Source organism: Paraburkholderia graminis, assembly GCF_003330785.1.
Lineage (GTDB): Bacteria > Pseudomonadota > Gammaproteobacteria > Burkholderiales > Burkholderiaceae > Paraburkholderia > Paraburkholderia graminis.
On sequence record NZ_CP024934.1, the window covers coordinates 2734982 to 2758475 of the forward strand.

A 23494-nucleotide genomic window follows, 5' to 3' on the forward strand; every position below is an offset into this window, starting at 1 on the left:
GGGTGCGGGTGTAGGGATGCCGGGGTGCTGCGGGTGCTGCGGGTGCTGCGGTACGTGGCACGACGTTAGACGCCTCGCTTGCAACCGTTGTTGGCGTGTGCGCAGAGACGTCCTGGCAAAAGCATAACCATGACCACATGCATCGGCGCGCCCGCCGCTCGGGCCACGCCGACACTCAGTTCACAGCGAGCGCCTTACTCGGCCGCTTCGTCCGAATCCGGCTCGGAGGGCGCCGCGAGTTTCGCCGGAGCGAGCCAGCTAAAGCTGCTGAGACTCGGGCCACTAAACGTGCATTCGGCGGCTGCGGCCTGAATGACCTTCTTCGGCTTGCCTGATTTGACGGCAAGCGCTTGCCCATCCGAAGTCGCCGAACCCGAAGCCGGAGCCGCAGCCGCCCGCGCACCCGATGCAGCGGCGTCGGAACCGCCCATCGCGCCCGCCGCCGCCGTCCCCTTCGACCCGCCCATCGCGCCCGCCGTCGCGCTCCCCTTCGACCCGCCCTTCGCCACCGAAGCAGCCCGCGCCGCCGCGACTTCGGAGGCCGTCACGACATGTTCAATCGACCCTTCCACGACCACGCGCGACCCGTCGATACCGGCGCCCGTGTGGCCGATCTTCAACGTATCGGACGAAGTTTCCGCAAACTTGCTGCGCATCAGTTGCTCGCACGCGTCCGAGTTTTTGTAGACAGCGGTACAGGCCGCGAGCAGCGCCGCAGCGGTCGAGACGCACGCGATTGTGAGAATCCGATTCTTCATTGACGTTCCGTTTTTGAAACCGTCGCGAATTGTAGCCTGGGCGCTGCGCGCGAGCCTGCGCTTGACGCAGTCCCAATAATATGGTCCTATTGCGCACTATGTACCGCGCCCAGACCACCCTATCGCTACTACTAGCCCGCTCTACCGGGCTAGGTCTGCTGCTGCGCGCTTCCATCTGAATCTGAAACACCCGAAGCACCGCGTAATTTCCCAGTAACTGACCCAGCCCCGGTTCCCGACCGGCGGCCCTGCTTTGCGTTTTTGTCGTCCGGTCGACTTCCAGCTTGTCGAATTCAAGGACGATGAAAATGTTGAAGAATCCCGCTACGAAATACCGCTCGTTCAAGCCCATCAATTTGACGGATCGCCAGTGGCCATCGCGCACCATCACGCGCGCGCCGATCTGGATGAGCACCGACTTGCGCGACGGCAACCAGGCACTCTTCGAGCCGATGAACGGCGAGCGCAAGATGCGCATGTTCAAGACGCTGGTGCAGATCGGTTTCAAGGAAATCGAAGTGGCGTTTCCGTCGGCTTCGCAGACCGACTTCAACTTCGTGCGCAAGCTGATCGAAGGCGGCCACATTCCCGACGACGTCACAATCGAAGTGTTGACGCAGGCTCGCGACGACCTCATCGAACGCACCTTCGAATCCTTGCGTGGCGCGCCGCGCGCGATCGTCCATTTGTATAACGCCACGGCGCCGGAATTCCGCAAGATCGTGTTCGGCCTCGATCAGAACGGCGTCAAGGAACTCGCGCAAAAAGCCGCGCGCACGATGAAGCGTCTCGCCGACGCCGCGCCGGAAACGCACTTCACGCTCCAGTACAGCCCCGAAGTATTCAGCGGCACCGAGCTCGAATTTGCGAAGGATGTCTGCGACGCCGTGTTCGACATCTGGCAGCCGACGCCCGATCACAAGGCCATCGTCAACTTGCCGGCCACCGTCGAAATGGCCACGCCGAACGTCTACGCCGATCAGATCGAGTGGATGCACCGCAACCTCGCGCGCCGCGATTCGCTGATCGTCTCCGTGCATCCGCATAACGACCGCGGCACGGCCGTCGCCGCCGCGGAACTGGCGGTGATGGCGGGCGCGGACCGCATCGAAGGGTGTCTCTTCGGCAACGGCGAGCGGACCGGCAACGTCGACCTCGTCACGCTCGCGTTGAACCTGTACACGCAGGGCGTCGACCCTGGCCTCGACTTCTCGAACATCAACGAAGTCGCGCGCACCGCCGAGGAATGCACGCAGTTGCCCGTGCATCCGCGTCACCCGTATGTCGGCGATCTGGTGTTCACCGCATTTTCCGGCTCGCACCAGGACGCGATCAAGAAAGGCCTTGCCGTGCAGAAGCCCGACGCGATGTGGGAAGTGCCGTACATGCCGATCGATCCCAACGACCTCGGCCGCACTTATGACTCGGTGATTCGCGTGAACAGCCAGTCCGGCAAGGGCGGTATCGCTTATCTGCTCGAGCAGAGCTACGGCGTCGTGTTGCCGCGCCGTTTGCAGGTGGACTTCAGCTCGGCTGTGCAGCGCCTCACCGACACGAGCGGCCAGGAAGTCACGCCGTCGCAGATCTGGGAATTGTTCCAGCAGGAATACGTGCGCACCGCCGCGCCGGTTCATTACATCGGCCATAGCCTGTCCGAGCAGGACGGACGCGAGCGTATCAAGCTCACCGTCGAGATCAACGGCACGCGCCGCGTGCTGCACGGCGAAGGCAACGGACCGCTCGACGCCCTGATGCACGCGATGGATGTGCCGGTGCGCATCCAGCATTACGAAGAGCGCGCGTTGACGCAAGGCGCCGATGCGCGCGCGGTGGCCGTCGCCGAGATGGCCGGCGCGGACCTGACGGGCAGCGCGTTCGGCGTGGGCATCGACGCGAATCTGGTTACGGCGTCGATTCGCGCGGTAATCAGCGGCGTGAACCGTGCGTATGCTCGCGCGAGCGACGACGCGAAGCAGCGCTTCTTCGACGCGGCGCTCAACGACGAAGCCGAGCGCGCGGAAGCATAAGGCGAGGCTAGTCAGGCCGCGAAGGCCTGGCTACACAAGAAAGGGGCGCCCTGCTAATTGACGGGGCGCCCCTTCTTTTTTCGCAAAGATAAGCAGCACGTTTAATCAGCCACCCTACCTGATCAATCGCGCTTCACTCCGTCCACGCTTCCGGCAAGCTGTGCGTGAGCGTCGACACAAAACGGGCGGTCTCTTCCTGCCGAGGCCGCATGAAGACCTCGCGCGACGGCCCCGCCTCCACCACCACACCGTTGTTGAGGAACACGACGTCGCGCGCGATCGTAGCGGCGAGACGCAAATCATGTGTCGCCATCAGCATGGTCATGCCTTCGCTCGCGAGTTGCTTCAGCACTTCGACGACTTCGGCAGCGAGACCAGGATCGAGCGCGGACGTGGGCTCGTCGCACAGCAGGACTTCCGGCGACGGCGCCAGCGCACGCGCGATCGCCACGCGCTGCTGCTGTCCGCCCGACAGCGTGACGGGCCACGCATCGGCCTTGTGCGCGATGCCGACTTTCTCGAGCAATTCATCGGCGCGGGCCCGCGCTTTTTCCTTGTCCCACTTGAGCACGGTGAGCAGCCCCTCCATCACGTTCTGACGTACCGTGAGATGCGGAAACAACTGGAAGTTCTGGAACACCATGCCGGTACGGCGACGAATCGTCAGCACTGTTTCGCGCGACGGCCGCTCGTCCTGACTGAACGTGAGCTTCTGATCGCCGATTTCGAGCGAACCCGACTCGGGAATCTCGAGCAGATTCACGCAGCGCAACAGCGTGCTTTTGCCGCTGCCCGACGGTCCGATCAGCGCGGTCACGTTGCCCTGCGCGAGTTGCAGATCGACGGAATCGAGCACACGGTGCCCGGAAAAATACTTGTCGATTTTTTCCAGTCGGATCATCAGTTGCCCGCCTGAAAGAGTGCATGACGGCCGAATTTGCGCTCGAGCCTGACTTGCGCCGACGACAGCACCGAACTGAACAGCAGATACACGAGTGCGGCTTCGGTATAGAGAATCAACGGTTCGTAGGTAACCGAAGCAATTCTCTGCGCGGCCTGGAACACCTCGGGCACGGTCAGCACCGCCGCGAGCGACGTGTCCTTCACGAGCGCGATGAACGAGTTGGACAACGGCGGCAACGCGACACGCGTCGCTTGCGGCAGAATCGCGCGACGCAGCGCCTGTTCGCGCGTCATGCCCATCGAATACGCGGCCTCCCACTGCCCTTTCGGAATCGACTCGATCACGCCGCGTATCACTTCCGAGTTATACGCGCCCACGTTCAGCGAAAAGCCGATGATCGCCGCCGTCAACGGATCGAGCACGATGCCGACGTTCGGCAAGCCGTAGAAGATCACGAATAGTTGCACGAGCAACGGTGAGCCGCGAAACAGCCACACATAGAAGCGCACCGCCGCCACCGCCCACTTCGGCCCGAAGAGCCGCACGAGCGCCACGATAAACGCGAGAGCGAGCCCGATAGCGAACGACGCCAGCGTAAGCGGCACCGTGAACACGAGCCCCGCATACAGCAGCGGCCACAGCGACTGCGCCATCAGATGCAACCATGCCGGCATGATTCAGACTCGCGAAAGGCGTTTACTGGGAGACGTCTTTGCCGAAGTACTTCTGCGAAATCTTCGCGTACGTACCGTCTTTCTTCATGTCGGCGAGCGCCTTGTTGATTGCCGCGACGAGTTCGGGGCTGCCCTTGCGGATCAGCACAGCGGACTTGTCGCTGCTTTCCGGCGACGTATCCAGCGTAGCGATCTTCACCTTCGCATTCGGCTTGTGCTTTTTGAAGTCGAGGAACGACAGCGAATCGTTGACGGTTGCATCGACGCGGCCCGCGGTCAGCAGGTCGATGGACTCGTTAAAGCCCTGCACCGGAATCACTTCCGCACCGTGCGACGCGGCAATTTTGCCGAAGTTGCTGGTCAGCGTGTTGGCCGATTTCTTGCCTTTCAGATCGTCGAAGTTCTTGATCGTCGTGTTGTCCGAGCGCACGATCAGCGCCGCGTGCGACGTGATGTACGGGTCCGAGAAATCGTATTTCGCCTTGCGCGCATCCGTGACCGCAACTTCGTTGATCACCGCGTCGTAGCGGTTCACGTCGAGCCCCGCGATCAGGCCGTCCCATTTGCCTTCGACGAATTGCGGCTTGACGCCGATGCGCTGTGCGATCTGCGTGCCGATCTCCACATCAAAGCCGGTCAGCTTGCCCGATTCGTCGTGGTACGTGAACGGCGCATAGGTGCCTTCGGTGCCGATCCTGAACACGCCCGAGGACTTGATCTGCGCGAACTCGTCGGCCGCGAAGACGGAACTCACGGCGACCGCCTGCAGCAGCGCAACCAGCAAAATGGAACGAATCGACTTCATGTGTGGCTCCCTAAAGTGGCCAGGCCGTATGCCTGGTCTTCTGTTGGCAGTCGCGCGGGCGCTCACGCCCGGCGGAGTGGGCGGACTGTAGCAAACGGCTTGCCGTTTTACAAAGGATCAGCTTTCCAATCCATATGCGCATGCGTGCTAAGCCGCAGCGGTAACCTCCGCCATCGCATGAACTTCAACTCTACAGCAGATGTGAAGACGCGGCATGCATCGCAACATGGAACGTGGGCGCGGCGCCATCGGGGAAAACGCGAGACGGTCGTGCCGCGGCGAATGCGCGGCAGCGTGGAAAAGGCGGCGCGGGCTTCCATGTCCGCGCCGCCTTTTACGATGGCAGAAGCCCTACCGCTCGACGCGGTGCGGCTCTTTCAGCTTGTTCGACACGCGGATCGCGTCGAAGTAAGCCGGGTTCGGCGGGCGCTTCTGATACTGGCCCGCGCCTCGCACGGCGCGCAGATCGCCGTCGGTCCATGCAAGGGCGCCGCGCGTGAGCGTATGCATCGCCACGCCTTGCACGGTCATCCCTTCGAACACATTGAAGTCGACTTTCTGATGATGCGTCTTCACCGAGATCGTCTTGCTTGCCTGCGGGTCCCACACGACGATGTCCGCATCCGCGCCGACCCGTATTGCGCCTTTTCGCGGGTACAGGTTGAAAATCTGCGCGGCATTCGTCGATGTGATGCGCACGAACTCATTCGGTGTGAGACGCCCCGAGTTGACGCCGTGATGCCATAGCACCGCCATGCGATCTTCCACGCCGCCACAGCCGTTCGGGATCTTCGTGAAGTCCTCGCGGCCCATCGCCTTTTGCGACGCGCAGAACACGCAATGATCGGTCGCCGTGGTATGCAACTGCCCGGCCTGCAAACCGCGCCACAATGCCTCGCGATGTTCGGCCGAGCGAAACGGCGGACTCATCACATGCGCCGCGGCGCGCGTCCAGTCGGGATCGCGATACACGCTTTCGTCGATCACGAGATGGCCGGGCAGCACTTCGCCGAACACGCGCAGCCCTTCACTGCGCGCACGGGAGATGGCGTCGACGGCATCTTTCGCGGACACGTGCACGATATACACCGGCACGCCCAGCACTTGCGCGATGCGTATTGCACGATTCGCGGCCTCACCTTCGACCTCGGGCGGCCGCGACAGCGGATGAGCCTCGGGACCAGTAAATCCTTTGGCCAGCAACTGACGCTGCAACTGGAACACGAGTTCGCCGTTTTCCGCGTGCACCGTGGGCAGCGCGCCGAGTTCGAGCGAGCGCGAGAAGCTGTTCACCAGCACCTCGTCGTCGGCCATGATGGCGTTTTTATAGGCCATGAAATGCTTGAAGCTCGACACGCCGTGCTCGTGCACCAGCGTGCCCATGTCGCGATACACCGAATCGTCCCACCAGGTGACGGCCACATGAAAACCATAATCCGCCGATGCCTTCTCCGCCCAGCCGCGCCACTCCTTGAACGCTTCCATCAGGCTCTGCTTCGGGCTCGGAATCACGAAGTCGATGATGCTCGTCGTGCCGCCCGACAATCCCGCTGCGGTGCCCGTATAGAAATCGTCGCTCGCGGTCGTGCCCATGAACGGCAGTTCCATATGCGTGTGCGGATCGATGCCGCCTGGCATCACGTATTGCCCGCCCGCATCGACTATTGCAGCGTCAGCCGGCGCTTCGAGGTCCACGCCGATTTGCAGAATGGTGCCGCCGTCTTGCGGATCGGCACATAAAACATCGGCACGGTAGGTGTTTTCCGCATCGATCACGGTGCCGCCGCGAATCAGGGTCGTCATGTTGCCGCCTCCTTAATTGACTTGCTTATCTCGCTGCCGTCTGGGCCACGCATGCTACGCGCGCCACGCATGCTACGACTTCAAGCGCTTGCCACGCGTGCGCTCGGTCCCTTGCTGAACTTCATCCACGCGCTATACACGATCGACGCCAACGCGAGCCCGACAAACCATGCATACGTGTAGAGCGTATTGAAGATCGACGGCACGTTGGCGAACGAAGCGGGAAACGCGGTGTGCAAAAAGCCCGGCAGATTCGGCAACACGCCGATCACAAGCGCGACCACCGCGCCGATATTCCAGCCGCCCGTATAGCTGTATTCGCCGCGCTCGTCGAACAGTTCGCGCGGATCGAGCCGCGTGCCGCGAATCAGAAAGTAATCGACCATCAGAATGCCCGCGACCGGACCGAGCAGCGCCGAATAGCCGACGAGCCACGTGAAGATATAGCCCTGCGTGGTGGCGAGAATCTTCCACGGCATCATGACGATTGCGATGGTCGCGGTAATCATGCCGCCCGCGCGATACGAAATACCCTTCGGCCACAGGCTCGAAAAATCATACGCGGGACCGACGAGATTCGCGGCCAGGTTGCAGCACATCGTATCGAGCGTGAGGATCACGAGTGCAAGGCCGACGCCGATGCCCGTCATGCGGCTTGTCAGATCGATAGGATCCCAAATCGCTTTGCCGTAGATCACCACCGTCGCCGAAGTCACGACCACCGAGATCACCGACAGCAAGGCCATCGGCACAGGCAAGCCGATCGACTGGCCGATCATCTGATCGCGCTGCGTCCTCGCGAAGCGCGTGAAGTCGGGAATGTTCAGCGCGAGCGTCGCCCAGAAGCCGACCATCGCGGTGAGGCCCGGCCAGAATGTCGCCCAGAACATGCCTTCTTTCTTGCCGCCCGGCACGAACTGCGACGGCGCGGACAGCATCGAGCCGAGGCCGCCCGCCTTCGACGTCGCCCACCACACGAGCGCGATGCACATCACGATCTTGATCGGCGCCGACCAGCTTTCGAGCCAGCGGATCGAATCGGTGCCGTGCACGATGAAGTAGATTTGCAGCGCCCAGAACGCGAGAAAACACGCGAGCTGTCCAACGGAAATGTCGAGCAACGGCAAGGCCGCGCCGTGCAGCGCGTTGCCGGTCAGAATGTTGAGCAGCGTATAGATCGCGCTGCCGCCGAGCCACGTCTGAATGCCGTACCAGCCGCACGCGACGATAGCGCGCAGCATCGCCGGCAACTTGGCGCCCTGCGTGCCGAACGACGAGCGCACCAGCACCGCGTACGGAATGCCGTGCTTCGCGCCGGCGTGGCCGATCAGCAGCATCGGCACCAGCACGATCAGATTGCCGAGCAGCACGGTCACCACGGCCTGCCACGGCGACATGCCCTGCTCGGTCAGGCCCGCGGCGAGCATGTACGACGCGATGTTCATCACCATGCCGACCCACAGCGCGGCGAAGTGATACCAGCGCCATGTGCGCTGCGCGGCGCCGGTCGGCGCGAGGTCGTCGTTATAAAGACTGCTGCCTTGCGCGCCGGCCGCGATTTGCGGATCGACGGAGTTCGCGGTCTGCTTCATCGAATGATCTCCACTTGATCGTCGAAGCCCGCGCGTTTCTGTGAACGCGTCGGGCGTTAAAGGGAAACACGGCTTATGTACAAACACTGCGCAACGACAAAAAACCCTTGTTTCAGGCTGCTTTCGCTGCGTGCGCCGGTTCCGCGCTCGCAGCGGCTTCCTGCGCTTCGCTCTGTGCCGCGTTCACGCGCGCCGGATTGTTCGGATGCGTGGTCCAGTTCGCATACTCGCCGCTGTCCACGCGCTCCATCGTGATGCATTGCTCGACCGGACACACGTGCATGCACAGATTGCAGCCGACACATTCGGAGTCCACCACTTCAAAATGCCGGACGCCATCTTTTTCTTTTGTGATCGCCTGGTGCGCGGTGTCTTCGCACGCGATATGGCACAGGCCGCATTTGATGCACTTGTCCTGATCGATGCGCGCCTTGATGCTGTAGTTGAGATTCAGGTACTTCCAGTCAGTCACGTTGGGCACCGCACGGCCGCGAATATCGTCGAGCGTGGCGTAGCCTTTTTCATCCATCCAGTTCGATAGGCCGTCGGCGAGATCGGTCACGATGCGAAAGCCGTAGTGCATGGCCGCCGTGCACACCTGCACGCTGCCCGCGCCCAGCACCATGAATTCGGCGGCATCGCGCCACGTCGAAATGCCGCCGATGCCCGAGATCGGCAGGTTCGGCGTTTCTGTATCGCGCGCGATTTCGGCGACCATGTTCAGTGCAATCGGCTTCACCGCCGGGCCGCAGTAACCGCCGTGCGTGCCCTTGCCGTCGACCATCGGCAACGGCGACATCGCGTCGAGATCGACGGCGACAATCGAGTTGATCGTGTTGATCAACGACACGCCGTCCGCGCCGCCCTTGTAGGCCGCGCGCGAACCCACGCGAATATCGGTGATGTTCGGCGTGAGCTTCACGAGGCACGGCAGCTTCGTGCCCTCCTTCACCCAGCGCGTGACCATCTCGATGTACTCGGGCACCTGACCGACGGCCGCGCCCATTCCACGTTCGCTCATGCCATGCGGACAGCCGAAATTCAATTCGACCGCATCGGCGCCGGTGTCTTCGACGAGCGGCAGAATCCATTTCCAGTCGCGCTCGTTGCACGGCACCATCAGCGACACGATCATTGCGCGCTCGGGCCAGTCGCGCTTGACCTGCGCGATCTCACGCAGATTGACGTCAAGCGGACGGTCGGTAATCAACTCGATGTTGTTCAAGCCCGCGATGCGCTGGCCGTTCCATTGCACGGCGCCATAGCGCGAACTCACGTTGACCACGTGCGGATCGAGGCCGAGCGTCTTCCACACCACGCCGCCCCAACCTGCTTCGAACGCGCGGTTCACGTTATAGGCTTTGTCGGTCGGCGGCGCGGAAGCGAGCCAGAAAGGATTCGGCGAAGTAATGCCGGCAATCGTACAGCGCAGATCGGCCATGTTCGGCTCCTTGGGGACGGCTGCTATTTATGTGACTCGTTGCTAGCGACAATGCGCGCTAGGCGGCCTTGATGTCGGCGCGCGCGAATTGAGCGTGTATGGCTTCGGCGGCGAGCTTGCCGTCCTGCACGGCTTGCACAGTCAAATCGATGCCGCCCGTGGCCGCGCAATCGCCGCCGGCCCACACGCCCGCGAGCGAGGTCTGGCCGTTTGCATCGACGGCAATGCGGCCGCCGTCGAGCGTCAGCAGTTCGCGTGCTATGCCTGCGGGCACGAGCGTCTGACCAATTGCCTTCAGCACCATGTCGGCCTCGATCACGAAGCGCTCCGCGTCACCGGTGTTGAAGCTTCGTTCGAACTCGACGCCGGTCACCACACCGTTCTCGCCGATCAAGCGCAGCGGCGTTGCATGCGTGAGGAGCGTCACGCCGTTGGTCTGCGCGAAGTCGCGCTCGGCCCACGTCGCGCTCATCGATTCGACGCCGCGCCGATACACCATCGTCACCGAGGCCGCGCCGAGCTTGCGGCTTTGCACTGCCGCATCGACCGCCGTATTGCCCCCGCCGATCACGACGACGCGGCGGCCTACCGGCACCGTGCCGAAGTCGCGCGCGCTGCGAAGCGCTTCGATAAAGTCGACGGCGTTCATCACGCCGCTCAGGTCCTCGCCCGCCATCGCGAGCGCGCGAACGCCGGTGAGACCGATCGCGAGGAACACTGCATCGTATTGATTGCGCAGTGCATCGAGTTGCACGTCGCGGCCGAGCGCAACGCCGTGCCTGATCTCGATGCCGCCCACCGAGCACAGCCACTCGACCTCGCGCTGCGCGAAATCGTCGACGGTCTTATACGCCGCAATGCCGTATTCGTTCAGGCCGCCGGCCTTTTCGTGCGCGTCGTAGATCGTCACGTTGTGGCCGGCGAGCGCGAGGCGATGCGCGCATGCGAGTCCCGCCGGGCCCGCGCCGATCACAGCAACATGCCGGCCGGTCTCCGGTGCGCGCGTGAAGAGTGCTTCGCCGCGCGCCATCGCCCAGTCGGTTGCATGACGTTGCAGCGCGCCGATCGCCACGGGCTTCGCGTCCTGATGGTTGCGCACGCAAGCGCCTTCGCAAAGGATCTCGGTCGGACAGACGCGCGCGCACATGCCGCCTAATGGATTGGCCGACAGAATATCCACGGCTGCGCCCTTCAGATTGCCGTTGCCGATCTTGCGAATGAAGCTGGGAATGTCGATCTGCGTCGGGCACGCGTTCACGCATGGCGCGTCATAGCAGTAGTGACAGCGGCTCGCAGCAGCCGCGGCGGCACTCGCGTCGAGCAACGGCGCAATGTCGGAGAACTCGCAGGAGAGCTGTTCGGGCGACAGGCGCCGCGCGGCGATGTCGCCGGTTTGCTTGATGGCCATACACGTTCCTTCTGTCGATGTGAGGACGCAGCCGCATCTGTCGGCACTCGCATGAGCGAAGCCCGCACGGCGTGTTTTGTCTGGCACTGCGGTAAAGCAGCTAAAGCAAATTCCGACGCGCTACGAAACCGGCTCGCATGCGCGCTCGAGCATCGCGTGCAGCAACACATTCGCGCCCGCCTCGATCCATTCGAAGGTGGCGTCCTCGATTTCGTTGTGGCTGATGCCGTCGACGCACGGCACGAACACCATCGAAGTCGGCGCGACCTGCGCGAGATAACAGGCGTCGTGGCCCGCGCCGGACACCATGTCGCGATGCGAATAACCAATGCGCTCGGCCGCCGCGCGCACGGACTTCACGCAGGCTTCGTCGAAGGCGACCGGCGCGTAATAAAAGATCTGCTCGAGTTCTGTTTCGAGGCCAATGCCGCTCGCAATTCGCGCGACGCCTTCGCGCAACGCGGCATCCATTTTTGCTAGCACCGCATCTTCGGGATGACGGAAGTCGACGGTAAAGAACACGCGGCCTGGAATGACGTTGCGCGAGTTCGGATGCACCTGCATCATGCCGACCGTCGCGCACGCGAGCGGCGCGTTGTCGAGCCCAATGCGATTGACGAGATCGACGACGCGCGACGCGCCCAGCAACGCATCGCGCCGCCGCGGCATCGGCGTCGGACCCGCATGCGCTTCCTGCCCGGTCAGCGTGATTTCATACCAGCGCTGGCCTTGCGCGTCCGTCACGACGCCTATGGTTTTCTGCTCGGCTTCGAGAATGGGCCCCTGCTCGATATGCAGTTCGAACGCCGCATGCAACTGACGGCCGCCGCACGGCACATCGCCGGCATAGCCGATACGCTGCAACTCCTCGCCGATCGTCTTGCCGTCCACGTCCTTGCGCGACAGACCGTACTCGAGCGGAAACACGCCCGCAAACACGCCCGACGCCACCATCGCCGGCGCGAAACGCGAGCCTTCCTCGTTGGTCCAGATCACGACTTCAACAGGATGTTCGGTCTCGATGCCGTGATCGTTCAAGCTACGAATCACTTCGAGACCGCCAAGCACGCCGTAGATGCCGTCGAAGCGTCCGCCCGTCGGCTGCGAATCGGCATGCGAGCCGGTCATGACCGGCAGCGCGTCCGGATTGCGCCCGGCGCGGCGCATGAAGACGTTGCCCATCTGATCGACGCTGACCGAGCAGCCGGCTTGTTTCGCCCAGCTAACTATCAGGTCGCGCCCTTCCTTGTCGAGATCGGTCAGCGCAAGACGGCATACGCCGCCTTTGGGCGTTGCGCCGATTTTCGCCATCGTCATCAGGCTGTCCCATAGACGTTTGCCATCGACCTTTATCGACGTGACCTGTTCCGCGTTCGCGGCGACAGTGGCCTTCGGGGCGCCCTTCAGCGCTTCAGTAACCGCGTTCATTCGTCTCGCTCCTTTCGGTGAACCGACATGAAACTGGTGCATCGGCGGCGGATTTGTTGGCCTTTATGGGGCGTGTCCGCACGGTCGCGGTGCGAAATTCGATACGCCCTTTGGCTCCGGGAACAAGGGCTAACCCTAATGCGCGCCCCGCTCGTTCAATCCTGTCCAGTTGGACAGGTTGTAGACGATTAACATCGCCAAATCAATGCCTTTCGCACGGAGACAAAGAGAGCGAGAAGCGTGCCATTGCGTTGCAGCACGAAGCGGCATCGCGTGACAAATACGCGTGTGAGCGCGGCGTCGAGCGACTAGAATGAAGCGCGGCGCGGCACGCATGCCGCCGAAGGCAAACATGAGAGACGACGACGTGGCTGCGGGTATCACGCAAAACGACGAAACACGCGCGCCTTTGCGGCGGCGCAAGGCGCACATTCGTGAGTCGAATGAAGCGCATCTTCTGGCGTGTGCGGAGGCGGTTTTCGCCGAGCGCGGACTGGACGGCGCGAGCACTGCGATGATCGCCGAGCGCGCAGGCTTACCGAAAGCCAACGTGCATTACTACTTCCCGACCAAGCTCGCGCTCTACCGGCGAGTGCTCGAAGATCTGTTCGAAGACTGGCATCGCGCGGCCGATACATTCGAATGCAGCGACGACCCCGTCGATGCAATCGGCGGATACGTGCGCGCGAAAATGGAACTGTCGCGCCGGCGTCCGCTCGGCTCGAAGGTGTGGGCGAGCGAGATCATCCACGGCGCGGAGCACATGGAAGACATCCTCACTGAGCGAGTCAAGCCGTGGCTCGATACGCGCGTGAAGGTGATCGACGACTGGATTGCGCGAGGACTGCTGGCGCCCGTCGATGCGCGCACACTGATGTACATGATCTGGGCGACCACGCAGCACTACGCCGATTTCGACGCGCAGATTCGCGCGCTCAAAGGCAAGCGCGCGTTGACGAAGAAGTCATTCGAGGCGACGACCGAAGAAGTCGTACAGCTTGTGATTCGCGCGTGCGGCGCGGTGTCGCCCGCACAGCGCGAAGAAGGCGCGGACCCTTCAAGATAGGGCTTTTTCTTTGGCTGGCCTGAATCAATACGTCTCCAGATGCAGGCGCCCTTCTTTTTTGAGCCTCGCCCACAGCGCGTCCCAATCCATCTGATGCTGCTCGCCAATCTCCTTGAGCGCTTGCAGCACGCCGTCTTCCATGCCCTTCAGGCCGCACACATAGACATGCGTGTTGTCGTCCTTCAGCAGATGCGCGACGTCGACCGCACGCTCACGCATGGCGTCCTGCACATAGCGCTTCGGCTGACCCGGCGTGCGCGAAAACGCCAGATTGGTGTCGATAAAGTCCTTCGGCAAATTAGTTAGCGGCCCGAAGTAAGGCAATTCCTCCTTGGTTCGCGCGCCAAAGAACAGCATCAGTTTGCCGGTCGCGCCCTTCAGGCGACGGCGCCGGCGGTACTCGGTCATCGCGCGCATCGGTGCCGAGCCGGTGCCCGTGCAGATCATCAGCAGATGCGAGTTCGGATGGTTCGGCATCAGGAAGGTGCCGCCGAACGGACCGATTACCGTCACCGCGTCGCCCTTTTTCAGGTCGCACAGATAGTTCGAGCAGACGCCGTCGATCGAATCGCCATGCTGTTGCGAGACGCGCTTCACGGTCAGCGAAACGTTGTTGTAGCCGGGCCGCTCGCCGTCGCGCGGACTCGCAATCGAATACTGGCGCGCGTGATGCGGACGGCCGTCGGCGGTCGCGCCCGGCGGCAGCACGCCGATCGACTGGCCTTCGAGCACAGGAAACGGCATCGATCCGAAATCCAGCACAATGTGATGGATGTCGCTTTCCGTCGATGCGTCCGTGAGCCGGTAATTGCCGACCACGGTCGCGGTGGTCGGCGCTTTGTGCGTGTAGAGATTCACGTACGGCTTCGCAGCGGACCACGGCGGCACGACCGAGCCGCGAACGGTATCCACTTCGATGCCGCTTGCGTCTGCCGCGGCATCGTTAGCCGTGCCCGCGGTGGGCGATTCGTCGGCGGCAGGCACCGCCATCGTGTTCTGCTCGGGCAATACGTCCCACGTGAATTGCTCTTCGATCGGATACGCGTCGGCCTTCAGCACGGTGCGCCAGTTGTCGATCGCGCCTGTCGGACACGGCGGCACGCAAGCCATGCAGCCGTTGCAGACATCCGCCTTCACGACGTAGTTGTTGTCGTCGTGCGTGATCGCGTCGATCGGACAGGTCTCTTCGCAGGTGTTGCAGCGAATGCAGATTTCCGGATCGATCAGATGCTGCCTGAGAACCTCGATCGACACTGGGCCGTTCATGACTTCCTCCACCATGTAGTGCTGCACGGGCGCGCCGCGCCTGGTTGATGCCGCGCGTACTTCGCGTTACTTTGCGTCCGTTCAGTTAAAGCGCACGTACTCGAAATCGACCGGCTGACGGTTCACGCCCATCGCAGGCGGCGCAATCCAGTTCGCGAACTTGCCGGGCTCGACCACGCGCCCCATCAGCGAAGCAACGAACGCGCGATCTTCCGGCGTGGCGAGCCACTTTGCTTCGTTCGCAGCCCACTCCGTCTCGCTGACCACGCGGCCGTCGGGCGACACGCGCGTGCCGGAAAAGGTGCCGATCTGCCGGTTGAACGCCTTGTGCGGCACGGTCATGCGAAAGTCGATGCCGGCCTTTTCAAGCACCTTGTTCCAGCGCGCCACGCCCGCCACGGAATCCTTGATGTAATCGTCGCGCAGCACTTCGTTCATTGCATTGAGCATCGGCACTTCGCGTTCGACCAGCTTGCCGTCCTGCACGTCGAGCAGTTTGTAGCTCTGCCCGCTCAATTGATGATCGTCGTCGCGCTTGCCTTCCTCATAGCGGCCCTTGAGGCCCGAACTGTAGAACGTGGCCGCGTTCGACGAATGATCCGCGCCGAACAGGTCGATCGTCACCGAGTAATGGAAGTTCAGATAGCGCTGAATGGTCGGCAGATCGATCACGCCTGCAGCGCGGATCTTTGCGACGTCGTCGGTGCCGAGTTCGTTCATCACCTGCGCGGTGCGCTGAATCACGCGGGACACGCCCGATTCGCCGACGAACATGTGATGCGCTTCTTCGGTCAGCATGAACTTCGTGGTGCGCGCGAGCGGATCGAAGCCCGATTCCGCGAGCGCGGAAAGCTGGAACTTGCCGTCGCGGTCGGTGAAATACGTGAACATGTAGAACGCGAGCCAGTCCGGCGTTTTTTCGTTGAACGCGCCCAGAATGCGGGGATTGTCCTCGTCGCCCGAACGGCGGCCGAGCAATGCTTCGGCTTCCTCACGACCGTCGCGGCCGAAGTAGCGATGCAGCAGATACACCATCGCCCACAGGTGCCGCCCTTCTTCCACGTTGACCTGAAAGAGGTTGCGCAAGTCGTACATGGAAGGCGCGGTCAGGCCGAGGTGCCGTTGCTGCTCGACGGAAGCGGGCTCCGTGTCGCCTTGCGTCACGATGATGCGCCGAAGATTCGCGCGATGCTCGCCGGGCACGTCCTGCCACGCGGCCTCGCCCTTGTGCTCGCCGAAATGAATCTTGCGGTCCTGGTCGCCCGGCGTGAGGAAGATGCCCCAGCGGTAGTCCGGCATCTTCACGTGATCGAAATGCGCCCAGCCGCCCGCGTCCACGCTCACTGCCGTGCGCAGATACACGTCGTAGCCGTGCGAGCCTTCCGGGCCCATGTCGCCCCACCACGACAGGAAGTTCGGCTGCCACTGTTCGAGCGCGCGTTGCAGCGCGCGGTCGTCGGCGAGGTTGACGTTGTTCGGAATCTTTTCGCTGTAGTTGATCGTTGACATGGTCGGTTCCTTGCGATGCTGAAGGTGAGAGGCCCGCGTCGGGGCGTCAAACGCGCGAGACGTCGAATTGCGCCTTGCTGCCCTTGCCGTACACCTTGAGCGCGCCCTTCTCGCCCACAGCGTTCGGCCGATTGAAGATCCAGTTCTGCCATGCGGTGAGGCGGCCGAAGATACGCGTCTCCATCGTTTCGAGTCCGTTGAAACGCAGATTCGCTTCGAGTCCGGTCAGCGCGTCCGGCGACATCGCCGCGCGTTCCTCCAGCGCAATGCGGATTTCGTCGGCCCAGTCGATGTCGTCCGGCGCCGCGGTGACGAGACCAAGACGCTCCGCCTCGACCGGCTTGACCGGTTGACCGATCAGCGAGCGCACCGCGTCGATTGGTTCGGCTTCCTCATAAAAGCGGCGTGCGAGTCGCGACTGATGCGTGACCATCGGATAGAGACCGAAGTTGACTTCCGACAGCGTGATGGCCGGCTCCTCGTCTTCGTTGCTCGGCAGCGCGGCCATGTACGAACGGTCCGCGGCAAACGCGAGTTCCGCGAACGTGCCGGCGAAGCACGAGCCCGGCTCGATCAACGCGAAGAGCGACCGCGACGACACGTCGATGCGCGCGAGCGTGCGGCGCAACAGGCCAATCGTCTCGCGCACGAACCAGTGATCCTTGTGCTGCAGCAGCACGGCATCCACGGCGAGCAGATTGCGCGCGTCGCCTTCGGTGCGGAACACCCACGTGCCGACTTCGAGTTCGTTGGTGCGCATCGAGAGAATCGCGTCGTCGAGTTCGCGTGCGAATTGCAGCGGCCACCAGTTCGCGCCCGCGGCGACAATCGCGTCAGTCGTTGTCGGCTGCTGTGTTTGCGGCGCTTTCGCGGTGAACGTCGCGATGCGCTTCGCGCGGTCGATCGTCACGTCCAGCGTTTGATAGGTCAGGCCGTCTTCGCGATCCGTGCGCTCGATGCGCGTCAGCTTCACGCCCGGCGCGTCGGAAGGACGATCGCTTTGCGCGGCAAGTTCGAGCGCGCGGGCCTGAATGGCCGCGTCGAACTGATTCGGCTTCACGACCTCATCGACGAGACGCCATGCCTTCGCGCGCTCGCCGCGAATGCCTTCCACCACCGTGCAAAAGATGTCGGCGCGATCGTGGCGCACGCGGCGCTTGTCCGTGACGCGCGTGAGGCCGCCAGTGCCGGGAAGCACGCCGAGCAGCGGCACTTCCGGCAGCGACACCGACGACGAGCGGTCGTCGACCAGATAGATTTCGTCGCAGGCAAGCGCGAGTTCGTAACCGCCGCCCGCGCACGCGCCGTTCACCGCGGCAAGAAACTTGAGCCCCGAATGGCGCGACGAGTCTTCGAGACCGTTACGCGTTTCGTTCGTGAACTTGCAGAAGTTGACCTTCCACGCATGCGACGAAAGACCGAGCATGAAGATGTTCGCACCCGAGCAGAACACGCGATCCTTCAGGCTCGTCAACACGACGGTCTTGACTTCCGGATGCTCGAAACGGATGCGCTGGATGGCGTCGTGCAGTTCGATGTCGACGCCAAGGTCGTACGAATTCAGCTTCAGCTTGTAGCCGTCGCGAATGCCGCCGTCTTCCGCGATGTCGATAGCGAGTGTCGCCACCGGGCCGTTGAAGCTCAGCTTCCAATGCTTGTATTGCGAGGGATCGGTGCGGTAGTCGACCGGCGCGATGGCGGTTTCTGCTGTGGACATGGGCGTCTCCTGACTGGACGATGCGAGTTGTTGATCGAACAATAGTGCATCGTCACACCCATGTAAAGCACTTTAGTGCGTATGTGCGAGTAAACCCCGAAGCCGAATGCAGTCGTCAACCGGCTGGTGCTTCGTCCGGCGCTTCGGCGGCGAGCCTCGCGGCCAGCCGGTCGCGCAGTTGCAGATAGGCGTCGGCCAAGGTCTTCTCGCTCGTGTCGAAGGTCATGTCCGCCCGGCCGTACAGCTCGCTGCGCCCCGTGAGAATCCGCTTCAGGTCGTCCATCGCCTCCTTGTTGCCGGACATGGGCCGCAAATCGCCCTGCGCGACGACCCGGCGCATATGCTCCTCCGGCGTGGCTTGCAGCCACACCGTAAAGCAGTGCGACAAGAGCGCGTTGAACGTGCCGGACTCCGACACGAGTCCGCCCGGCGACGCGATCACCGCACGCTCGTGTTCCTGGATCACCGCCTCCAGCGCGCGGTGTTCGTAGCGCCGGTAAGCGCTCGCTCCGTATAGCGAATGAATCTCCGCGGGCGGGCATCCGGCGAGCTGCTCGATGACCCGCGTCAGCTCCACGAACGGCACCTTGCGCTCCTGCGCGAGCATCCGGCCGAGCGTCGATTTGCCGGCGCCGCGCAGCCCGATCAGCGCGATCCGGTCCTTGCGATGCGGGTCGCGCGGCGCCTGCGCGAACATCTCGGCGAGCGCGATGCGGGCGCGCTGCAACGCGGCCTGGTCGCGCCCGTGCAGCAGTTCGCGAATCAGCAGCCATTCCGCCGATGCCGTGGTTTCATCGCCGATCACTTCGGCGAGCGGACAGTTCAGCGTCGCCGCAATCTGCCGCAGCACCAGCACCGACGCGTTACCGACGCCCGACTCGAGATTGGCGAGATGCCGCTCGGACAAGCCCGTTTCGGCCGCCAGCGTCTTGCGGGTCATGCCGCGCCGCGCGCGTAACAGACGCACGCGTTCGCCCATCGCGGTGAGGAACGGGTCGCGCTCCTCGCGTTCGCCGCCGCGCTCGGCGCGCTCGGGGCGGCCGGCTTCGTCGTCGGCGGCATCGGGTGGACGGGCGCCGGGCGGCAACTCAGTGTAATTCCGGTTCATGTTTTTATACCTCCAAACCACGATACATGTACTATAGTGCTTGACACACACCTCGTGAACGGTTAATTTTCGCCGAACATTGATCCACTTACAAAGATTGCCGCGATTTTTCGCGCGGCGTCACGGAGACCGCGCAGCGCGTCACATGCATTAACGTGCGTGCGCACAGTCCGGAGGCTCGCATGTCCCCATCCGATTTCCAGCGGCTTATCGCGCAGGTCACGGCGCAACTGGCCGGCCGGCCGCTAAACGCCGACCTCGCCGCGTGGCTCAACGTCACGTATCCCGCGGACAGTCAGACGTTTCGCGATCTCGCCGACGCCTGCCGCGCCGGCGTCGCCGAAGGTTGGCTCTGCAACCGCGAAGGCGGCGGCATTCGCTACGGCCGCATCTTTAAGGCGCTGCCCGACACGCACGGCTTTTCCGTCGACGTCGTCGACATGAAAGACATTGCCGGTCCGCATCACGTTCATCCGCACGGCGAGATCGACCTGATCATGCCGCTCACCGAAGGCGCGACTTTCGACGGCCACCCTGCGGGCTGGTGCGTCTACGAACCGGGTTCCGCGCATCGCCCGACGGTGGCGAACGGCGAAGCGCTCGTGCTTTATCTCCTGCCGCAAGGCGCAATCGAATTTACCGCCGCGTGAGTGCTGCCATGACCGAACTATTGAAGAACCATGTCGCGGGCGAATGGGTTGCGGGCGCCGGCGAAGGCGTGACGCTAAGCGACCCGGTGACGGGCGAAGCGCTCGTGCGCGTCTCGAGCGAAGGTCTCGACCTCGCGCACGCATTCCGCTTTGCCCGCGATGAGGCCGGCGCCGCGCTGCGCGCGCTGACCTATGCGCAACGCGCCGCGCGTCTCGCCGAAATCGTCAAGCTGTTGCAGGCGAAGCGCGACGACTACTACGCGATCGCAATCGCAAACTCGGGCACGACGCGCAACGATTCGGCGGTCGATATCGACGGAGGCATTTTCACGCTGTCGTATTACGCGAAGCTCGGCGCGTCGCTCGGCGACGTGCATGCGCTGCGCGACGGCAACACAAGCGCGCTGAGCAAGGATCAGTCGTTCAGCGCTCAGCATGTGCTGACGCCCACACGCGGCGTCGCGCTTTTTATCAACGCGTTCAATTTTCCGTCGTGGGGCTTGTGGGAAAAAGCGGCGCCCGCGCTGCTGTCGGGCGTGCCCGTCATCGTCAAGCCCGCGACCGCGACGGCGTGGCTCACGCAACGCATGGTCGCCGATGTCGTGGACGCAGGCATTCTGCCGCGCGGCGCGCTCTCGGTGATTTGCGGCGGCTCGGCTGGGCTGCTCGATCAGATTCAGGCATTCGATGTCGTGTCGTTCACCGGCTCGGCTGAAACGGCCGCCACGTTGCGCGCGCATCCGGCTTTTGTCGCGCGCGGCGCGCGGCTTAACGTCGAAGCGGACAGTTTGAACAGCGCGATTCTCTGCGCGGATGCAACACCGGACACGCCCGCGTTTCAGCTTTTCATCAACGAAGTCGCGCGTGAAATGACCGTGAAATCCGGGCAAAAATGCACGGCGATCCGGCGCGCGTTCGTGCCGGAGAACATGCTCGAAGCTGTGGTCGATGCGCTAAAGACGAAGCTCGCGAAAGTGGCCGTCGGCAATCCGCGCAACGACGCCGTGCGCATGGGCTCGCTCGTGAGCCGCGCGCAATACGAGAACGTGCTGGCCGGCATCGCCGCTTTGCGCGAGGAAGCCATGCTCGCGTATGACGGTTCGTCCGCGCCGCTTATCGATGCCGATGCAACTATCGCGGCTTGCATCGCGCCGCATCTGTTCGTGGTCAACGATCCGGATAACGCGACGCTGTTGCATGACCTCGAAGTGTTCGGCCCCGTTGCGAGCGTCGCGCCGTATCGCGTTGTGCAGAACGCGGGCGAATCCGGCTTGCCCGAAGCGCATGCAGTGGCACTCGCGCGACGTGGCCAGGGATCGCTCGTCGCGTCGATCTATTCGAACGACGACGCCCACCTCGGCAGGCTCGCTCTCGAACTCGCCGATTCGCATGGGCGCGTGCATGCCGTATCGCCTTCGGTGCAGCAGAGCCAGACCGGCCACGGCAACGTGATGCCGATGTCGCTGCACGGCGGACCTGGCCGCGCGGGCGGCGGCGAAGAACTCGGTGGCCTGCGCGCGCTCGGTTTTTATCATCGGCGCTCGGCTATTCAGGCATCGGCAACGGCACTTGAAGCACTCGCGCAAATTACTCATTTGCCCGCGGCCTGAACATCTTTAAGCATGACACGCAAATGAGCACGACCCAACGCACCAGCTAGCGCACGCAAGCATTCAGCGGATCATGAGCACATAACAGCCGGACCGCCCCCACTCGATGGAGGAGACATATGGAAGCCCTGTTCGAACCGGCTGCGAGCCAGCCCGCCGTGACGGCCGAGCCGCCGCCCGCGCGCTTCAATTTCGCGGCTCATCTGTTCGCGCTGAACGCGTCGCGCGCCGCGAAAACCGCTTATATCGACGACAACGGCAACACGACCTACGCCGAACTCGAAGAACGCGCGCGACGCTTCGCGACCGCGTTGCGCGGTCTCGGCGTGCATCCCGAAGAGCGCGTGCTGCTGGTGATGCTCGACAGCGTTGCACTGCCGATCGCGTTTCTCGGCGCGTTGTACGCCGGCGTCGTGCCGGTCGTCGCGAACACGCTGCTCACGCCCGCCGATTATGTGTACATGCTCACGCACAGTCATGCGCGCGCGGTGATCGCATCGAGCGCGCTCGTGGCAACCGTCACGCAAGCGATGGAGGCCGCCGAGCACGACGGCTGCCAGCTCATCGTTTCGACGCGCGCATCGGCCGCGGCCGACAGCACGCCGCTTGCGGCAGCGCCTGAGTTGGAAGCGCTCATCGACGCGGCCGCGCCCGCTGCGAAGCCCGCGGCAACCGGTTGCGACGACATCGCCTTCTGGCTGTATTCATCGGGCTCGACCGGCAAACCGAAGGGCACCGTGCACACGCACGCGAACCTCTACTGGACCGCGGAACTGTATGCGAAGCCGGTGCTCGGCATCGTCGAAAGCGATGTGGTGTTTTCCGCGGCCAAGCTGTTCTTTGCATACGGACTCGGCAATGCGTTGACCTTTCCGCTTTCGGTGGGCGCGACCGCCATTCTGATGGCCGAGCGCCCTACCGCCGACGCCGTCTTCGCCCGTCTCACGCGCCATCGTCCGACGGTGTTCTATGGCGTGCCGACGCTCTACGCAAGCATGCTCGTGTCGCCGAATCTGCCCGCACGCGACGATGTCGCGATGCGCGTGTGCACATCGGCGGGCGAAGCGTTGCCGCGCGAAATCGGCGAGCGCTTTACGAAGCACTTCGGCTGCGAGATTCTCGACGGCATCGGCTCGACCGAAATGCTGCATATCTTTCTGTCGAACCGCGCCGGTGCGGTCGAATACGGCACGACGGGGCGCCCGGTGCCCGGCTATGAAGTGGAGTTGCGCGACGAGACCGGTCATGCGGTCGGCGACGGCGAAGTGGGCGACCTCTACATCAAAGGACCGAGCGCGGCGCTGATGTACTGGAGCAACCGGGAAAAATCGCGCGCGACGTTTCTCGGCGAGTGGATCCGCAGTGGCGACAAGTACTGTCGTCTGCCGAACGGCTGCTACGTGTATGCGGGCCGCAGCGACGATATGCTGAAAGTGAGCGGTCAATACGTGTCGCCGGTCGAAGTGGAAATGGTGCTCGTGCAGCACGACGCGGTGCTCGAAGCGGCGGTGGTCGGCGTCGATCACGGCGGCCTCGTGAAGACACGCGCGTTCGTCGTATTGAAGCGCGAGTTCGCGGCCTCTGAGATACTGGCGGACGAATTGAAGGCATTCGTGAAAGAGCGGCTCGCGCCGCATAAGTACCCGCGCGACATCGTGTTCGCCGACGACTTGCCGAAAACCGCCACTGGAAAGATTCAACGCTTCAAGCTGCGCGAAATATCATAAG

Annotated in this window: 18 protein-coding genes; 5 read left to right on the top strand and 13 right to left on the bottom strand. The window is 63.2% G+C overall.

Annotated elements, in window-relative coordinates; translation table 11 throughout:
• Positions 1 to 194 precede the first annotated feature (194 nt).
• A complete protein-coding gene (locus tag CUJ91_RS12110; RefSeq protein WP_114156269.1) occupies positions 195 to 758 on the bottom strand; it encodes a hypothetical protein in 564 nt (187 codons plus the stop codon).
• Between the two features lie 308 nt (positions 759 to 1066).
• Between CUJ91_RS12110 and leuA the strand changes: the two genes are divergently transcribed.
• A complete protein-coding gene (leuA, locus tag CUJ91_RS12115) occupies positions 1067 to 2785 on the top strand; it encodes a 2-isopropylmalate synthase (RefSeq protein ID WP_114156721.1) in 1719 nt (572 codons plus the stop codon).
• 133 nt (positions 2786 to 2918) lie between these two features.
• On the opposite strand, the gene CUJ91_RS12120 is transcribed toward leuA, so the two are convergent.
• The 8 genes from CUJ91_RS12120 to CUJ91_RS12155 form a co-directional block, all read right to left on the bottom strand.
• The gene (locus tag CUJ91_RS12120; protein WP_114156270.1) at positions 2919 to 3686 is read right to left on the bottom strand and encodes an amino acid ABC transporter ATP-binding protein; all 768 of its coding nucleotides are present in this window, start codon (positions 3684 to 3686) and stop codon (positions 2919 to 2921) included.
• Positions 3686 to 4363: an amino acid ABC transporter permease gene (locus CUJ91_RS12125; RefSeq protein WP_006052534.1), complete on the bottom strand. Its 678-nt coding sequence runs from the start codon at positions 4361 to 4363 to the stop codon at positions 3686 to 3688. The genes CUJ91_RS12120 and CUJ91_RS12125 overlap by 1 nt, the downstream gene beginning before the upstream one ends.
• 22 nt (positions 4364 to 4385) lie before the next feature.
• Positions 4386 to 5168 carry an amino acid ABC transporter substrate-binding protein gene (locus tag CUJ91_RS12130; RefSeq protein ID WP_114156271.1) on the bottom strand — a complete coding sequence of 261 codons (783 nt, stop codon included), beginning with the start codon at positions 5166 to 5168 and terminating at the stop codon, positions 4386 to 4388.
• 351 nt (positions 5169 to 5519) lie between these two features.
• Positions 5520 to 6971 (bottom strand): dihydropyrimidinase, encoded by a 1452-nt coding sequence (gene hydA, locus CUJ91_RS12135; RefSeq protein WP_006052532.1) that lies wholly within the window; start codon positions 6969 to 6971, stop codon positions 5520 to 5522.
• 80 nt (positions 6972 to 7051) lie between these two features.
• Positions 7052 to 8563 carry an NCS1 family nucleobase:cation symporter-1 gene (locus CUJ91_RS12140; RefSeq protein ID WP_114156272.1) on the bottom strand — a complete coding sequence of 504 codons (1512 nt, stop codon included), beginning with the start codon at positions 8561 to 8563 and terminating at the stop codon, positions 7052 to 7054.
• Positions 8564 to 8675: 112 nt separating this feature from the next.
• Positions 8676 to 10004, bottom strand: a complete 1329-nt coding sequence (gene preA, locus CUJ91_RS12145; protein WP_114156273.1) for an NAD-dependent dihydropyrimidine dehydrogenase subunit PreA — start codon at positions 10002 to 10004, stop codon at positions 8676 to 8678.
• A gap of 58 nt (positions 10005 to 10062) precedes the next feature.
• On the bottom strand, positions 10063 to 11412 hold the full coding sequence (locus tag CUJ91_RS12150) for an NAD(P)-dependent oxidoreductase (protein ID WP_114156274.1): 1350 nt from the start codon (positions 11410 to 11412) through the stop codon (positions 10063 to 10065).
• A gap of 120 nt (positions 11413 to 11532) precedes the next feature.
• Complete coding sequence (locus CUJ91_RS12155; protein ID WP_181324794.1) at positions 11533 to 12840, bottom strand: Zn-dependent hydrolase; 1308 nt, start codon at positions 12838 to 12840, stop codon at positions 11533 to 11535.
• A gap of 352 nt (positions 12841 to 13192) precedes the next feature.
• Between CUJ91_RS12155 and CUJ91_RS12160 the strand changes: the two genes are divergently transcribed.
• Positions 13193 to 13906: a TetR/AcrR family transcriptional regulator gene (locus CUJ91_RS12160; protein WP_114156722.1), complete on the top strand. Its 714-nt coding sequence runs from the start codon at positions 13193 to 13195 to the stop codon at positions 13904 to 13906.
• A 24-nt stretch (positions 13907 to 13930) separates the two neighbouring features.
• Here CUJ91_RS12160 and boxA read toward each other — a convergent pair whose 3' ends face one another.
• The 4 genes from boxA to CUJ91_RS12180 all read right to left on the bottom strand — a co-directional run bounded on the left by boxA (position 13931) and on the right by CUJ91_RS12180 (position 19506).
• Positions 13931 to 15172 (bottom strand): benzoyl-CoA 2,3-epoxidase subunit BoxA, encoded by a 1242-nt coding sequence (boxA, locus tag CUJ91_RS12165; protein ID WP_006052526.1) that lies wholly within the window; start codon positions 15170 to 15172, stop codon positions 13931 to 13933.
• An 81-nt stretch (positions 15173 to 15253) separates the two neighbouring features.
• Positions 15254 to 16681, bottom strand: a complete 1428-nt coding sequence (boxB, locus tag CUJ91_RS12170; protein WP_114156275.1) for a benzoyl-CoA 2,3-epoxidase subunit BoxB — start codon at positions 16679 to 16681, stop codon at positions 15254 to 15256.
• 46 nt (positions 16682 to 16727) lie between these two features.
• Positions 16728 to 18398 carry a 2,3-epoxybenzoyl-CoA dihydrolase gene (gene boxC, locus CUJ91_RS12175; RefSeq protein WP_114156276.1) on the bottom strand — a complete coding sequence of 557 codons (1671 nt, stop codon included), beginning with the start codon at positions 18396 to 18398 and terminating at the stop codon, positions 16728 to 16730.
• Positions 18399 to 18513: 115 nt separating this feature from the next.
• Positions 18514 to 19506 (bottom strand): helix-turn-helix transcriptional regulator, encoded by a 993-nt coding sequence (locus CUJ91_RS12180; protein ID WP_029967599.1) that lies wholly within the window; start codon positions 19504 to 19506, stop codon positions 18514 to 18516.
• 182 nt (positions 19507 to 19688) lie between these two features.
• Here CUJ91_RS12180 and CUJ91_RS12185 point away from each other — a divergent pair, with 182 nt between their 5' ends.
• The 3 genes from CUJ91_RS12185 (at position 19689) to CUJ91_RS12195 (ending at position 23493) form a co-directional block, all read left to right on the top strand.
• Positions 19689 to 20156, top strand: coding sequence for a DUF4863 family protein (locus CUJ91_RS12185; RefSeq protein WP_053858489.1), 468 nt, complete (start codon positions 19689 to 19691; stop codon positions 20154 to 20156).
• Between the two features lie 8 nt (positions 20157 to 20164).
• Complete coding sequence (locus tag CUJ91_RS12190; RefSeq protein ID WP_114156277.1) at positions 20165 to 21766, top strand: 3,4-dehydroadipyl-CoA semialdehyde dehydrogenase; 1602 nt, start codon at positions 20165 to 20167, stop codon at positions 21764 to 21766.
• A 119-nt stretch (positions 21767 to 21885) separates the two neighbouring features.
• On the top strand, positions 21886 to 23493 hold the full coding sequence (locus CUJ91_RS12195) for a benzoate-CoA ligase family protein (RefSeq protein WP_114156278.1): 1608 nt from the start codon (positions 21886 to 21888) through the stop codon (positions 23491 to 23493).
• The last annotated feature ends 1 nt before the right edge of the window (position 23494 follow it).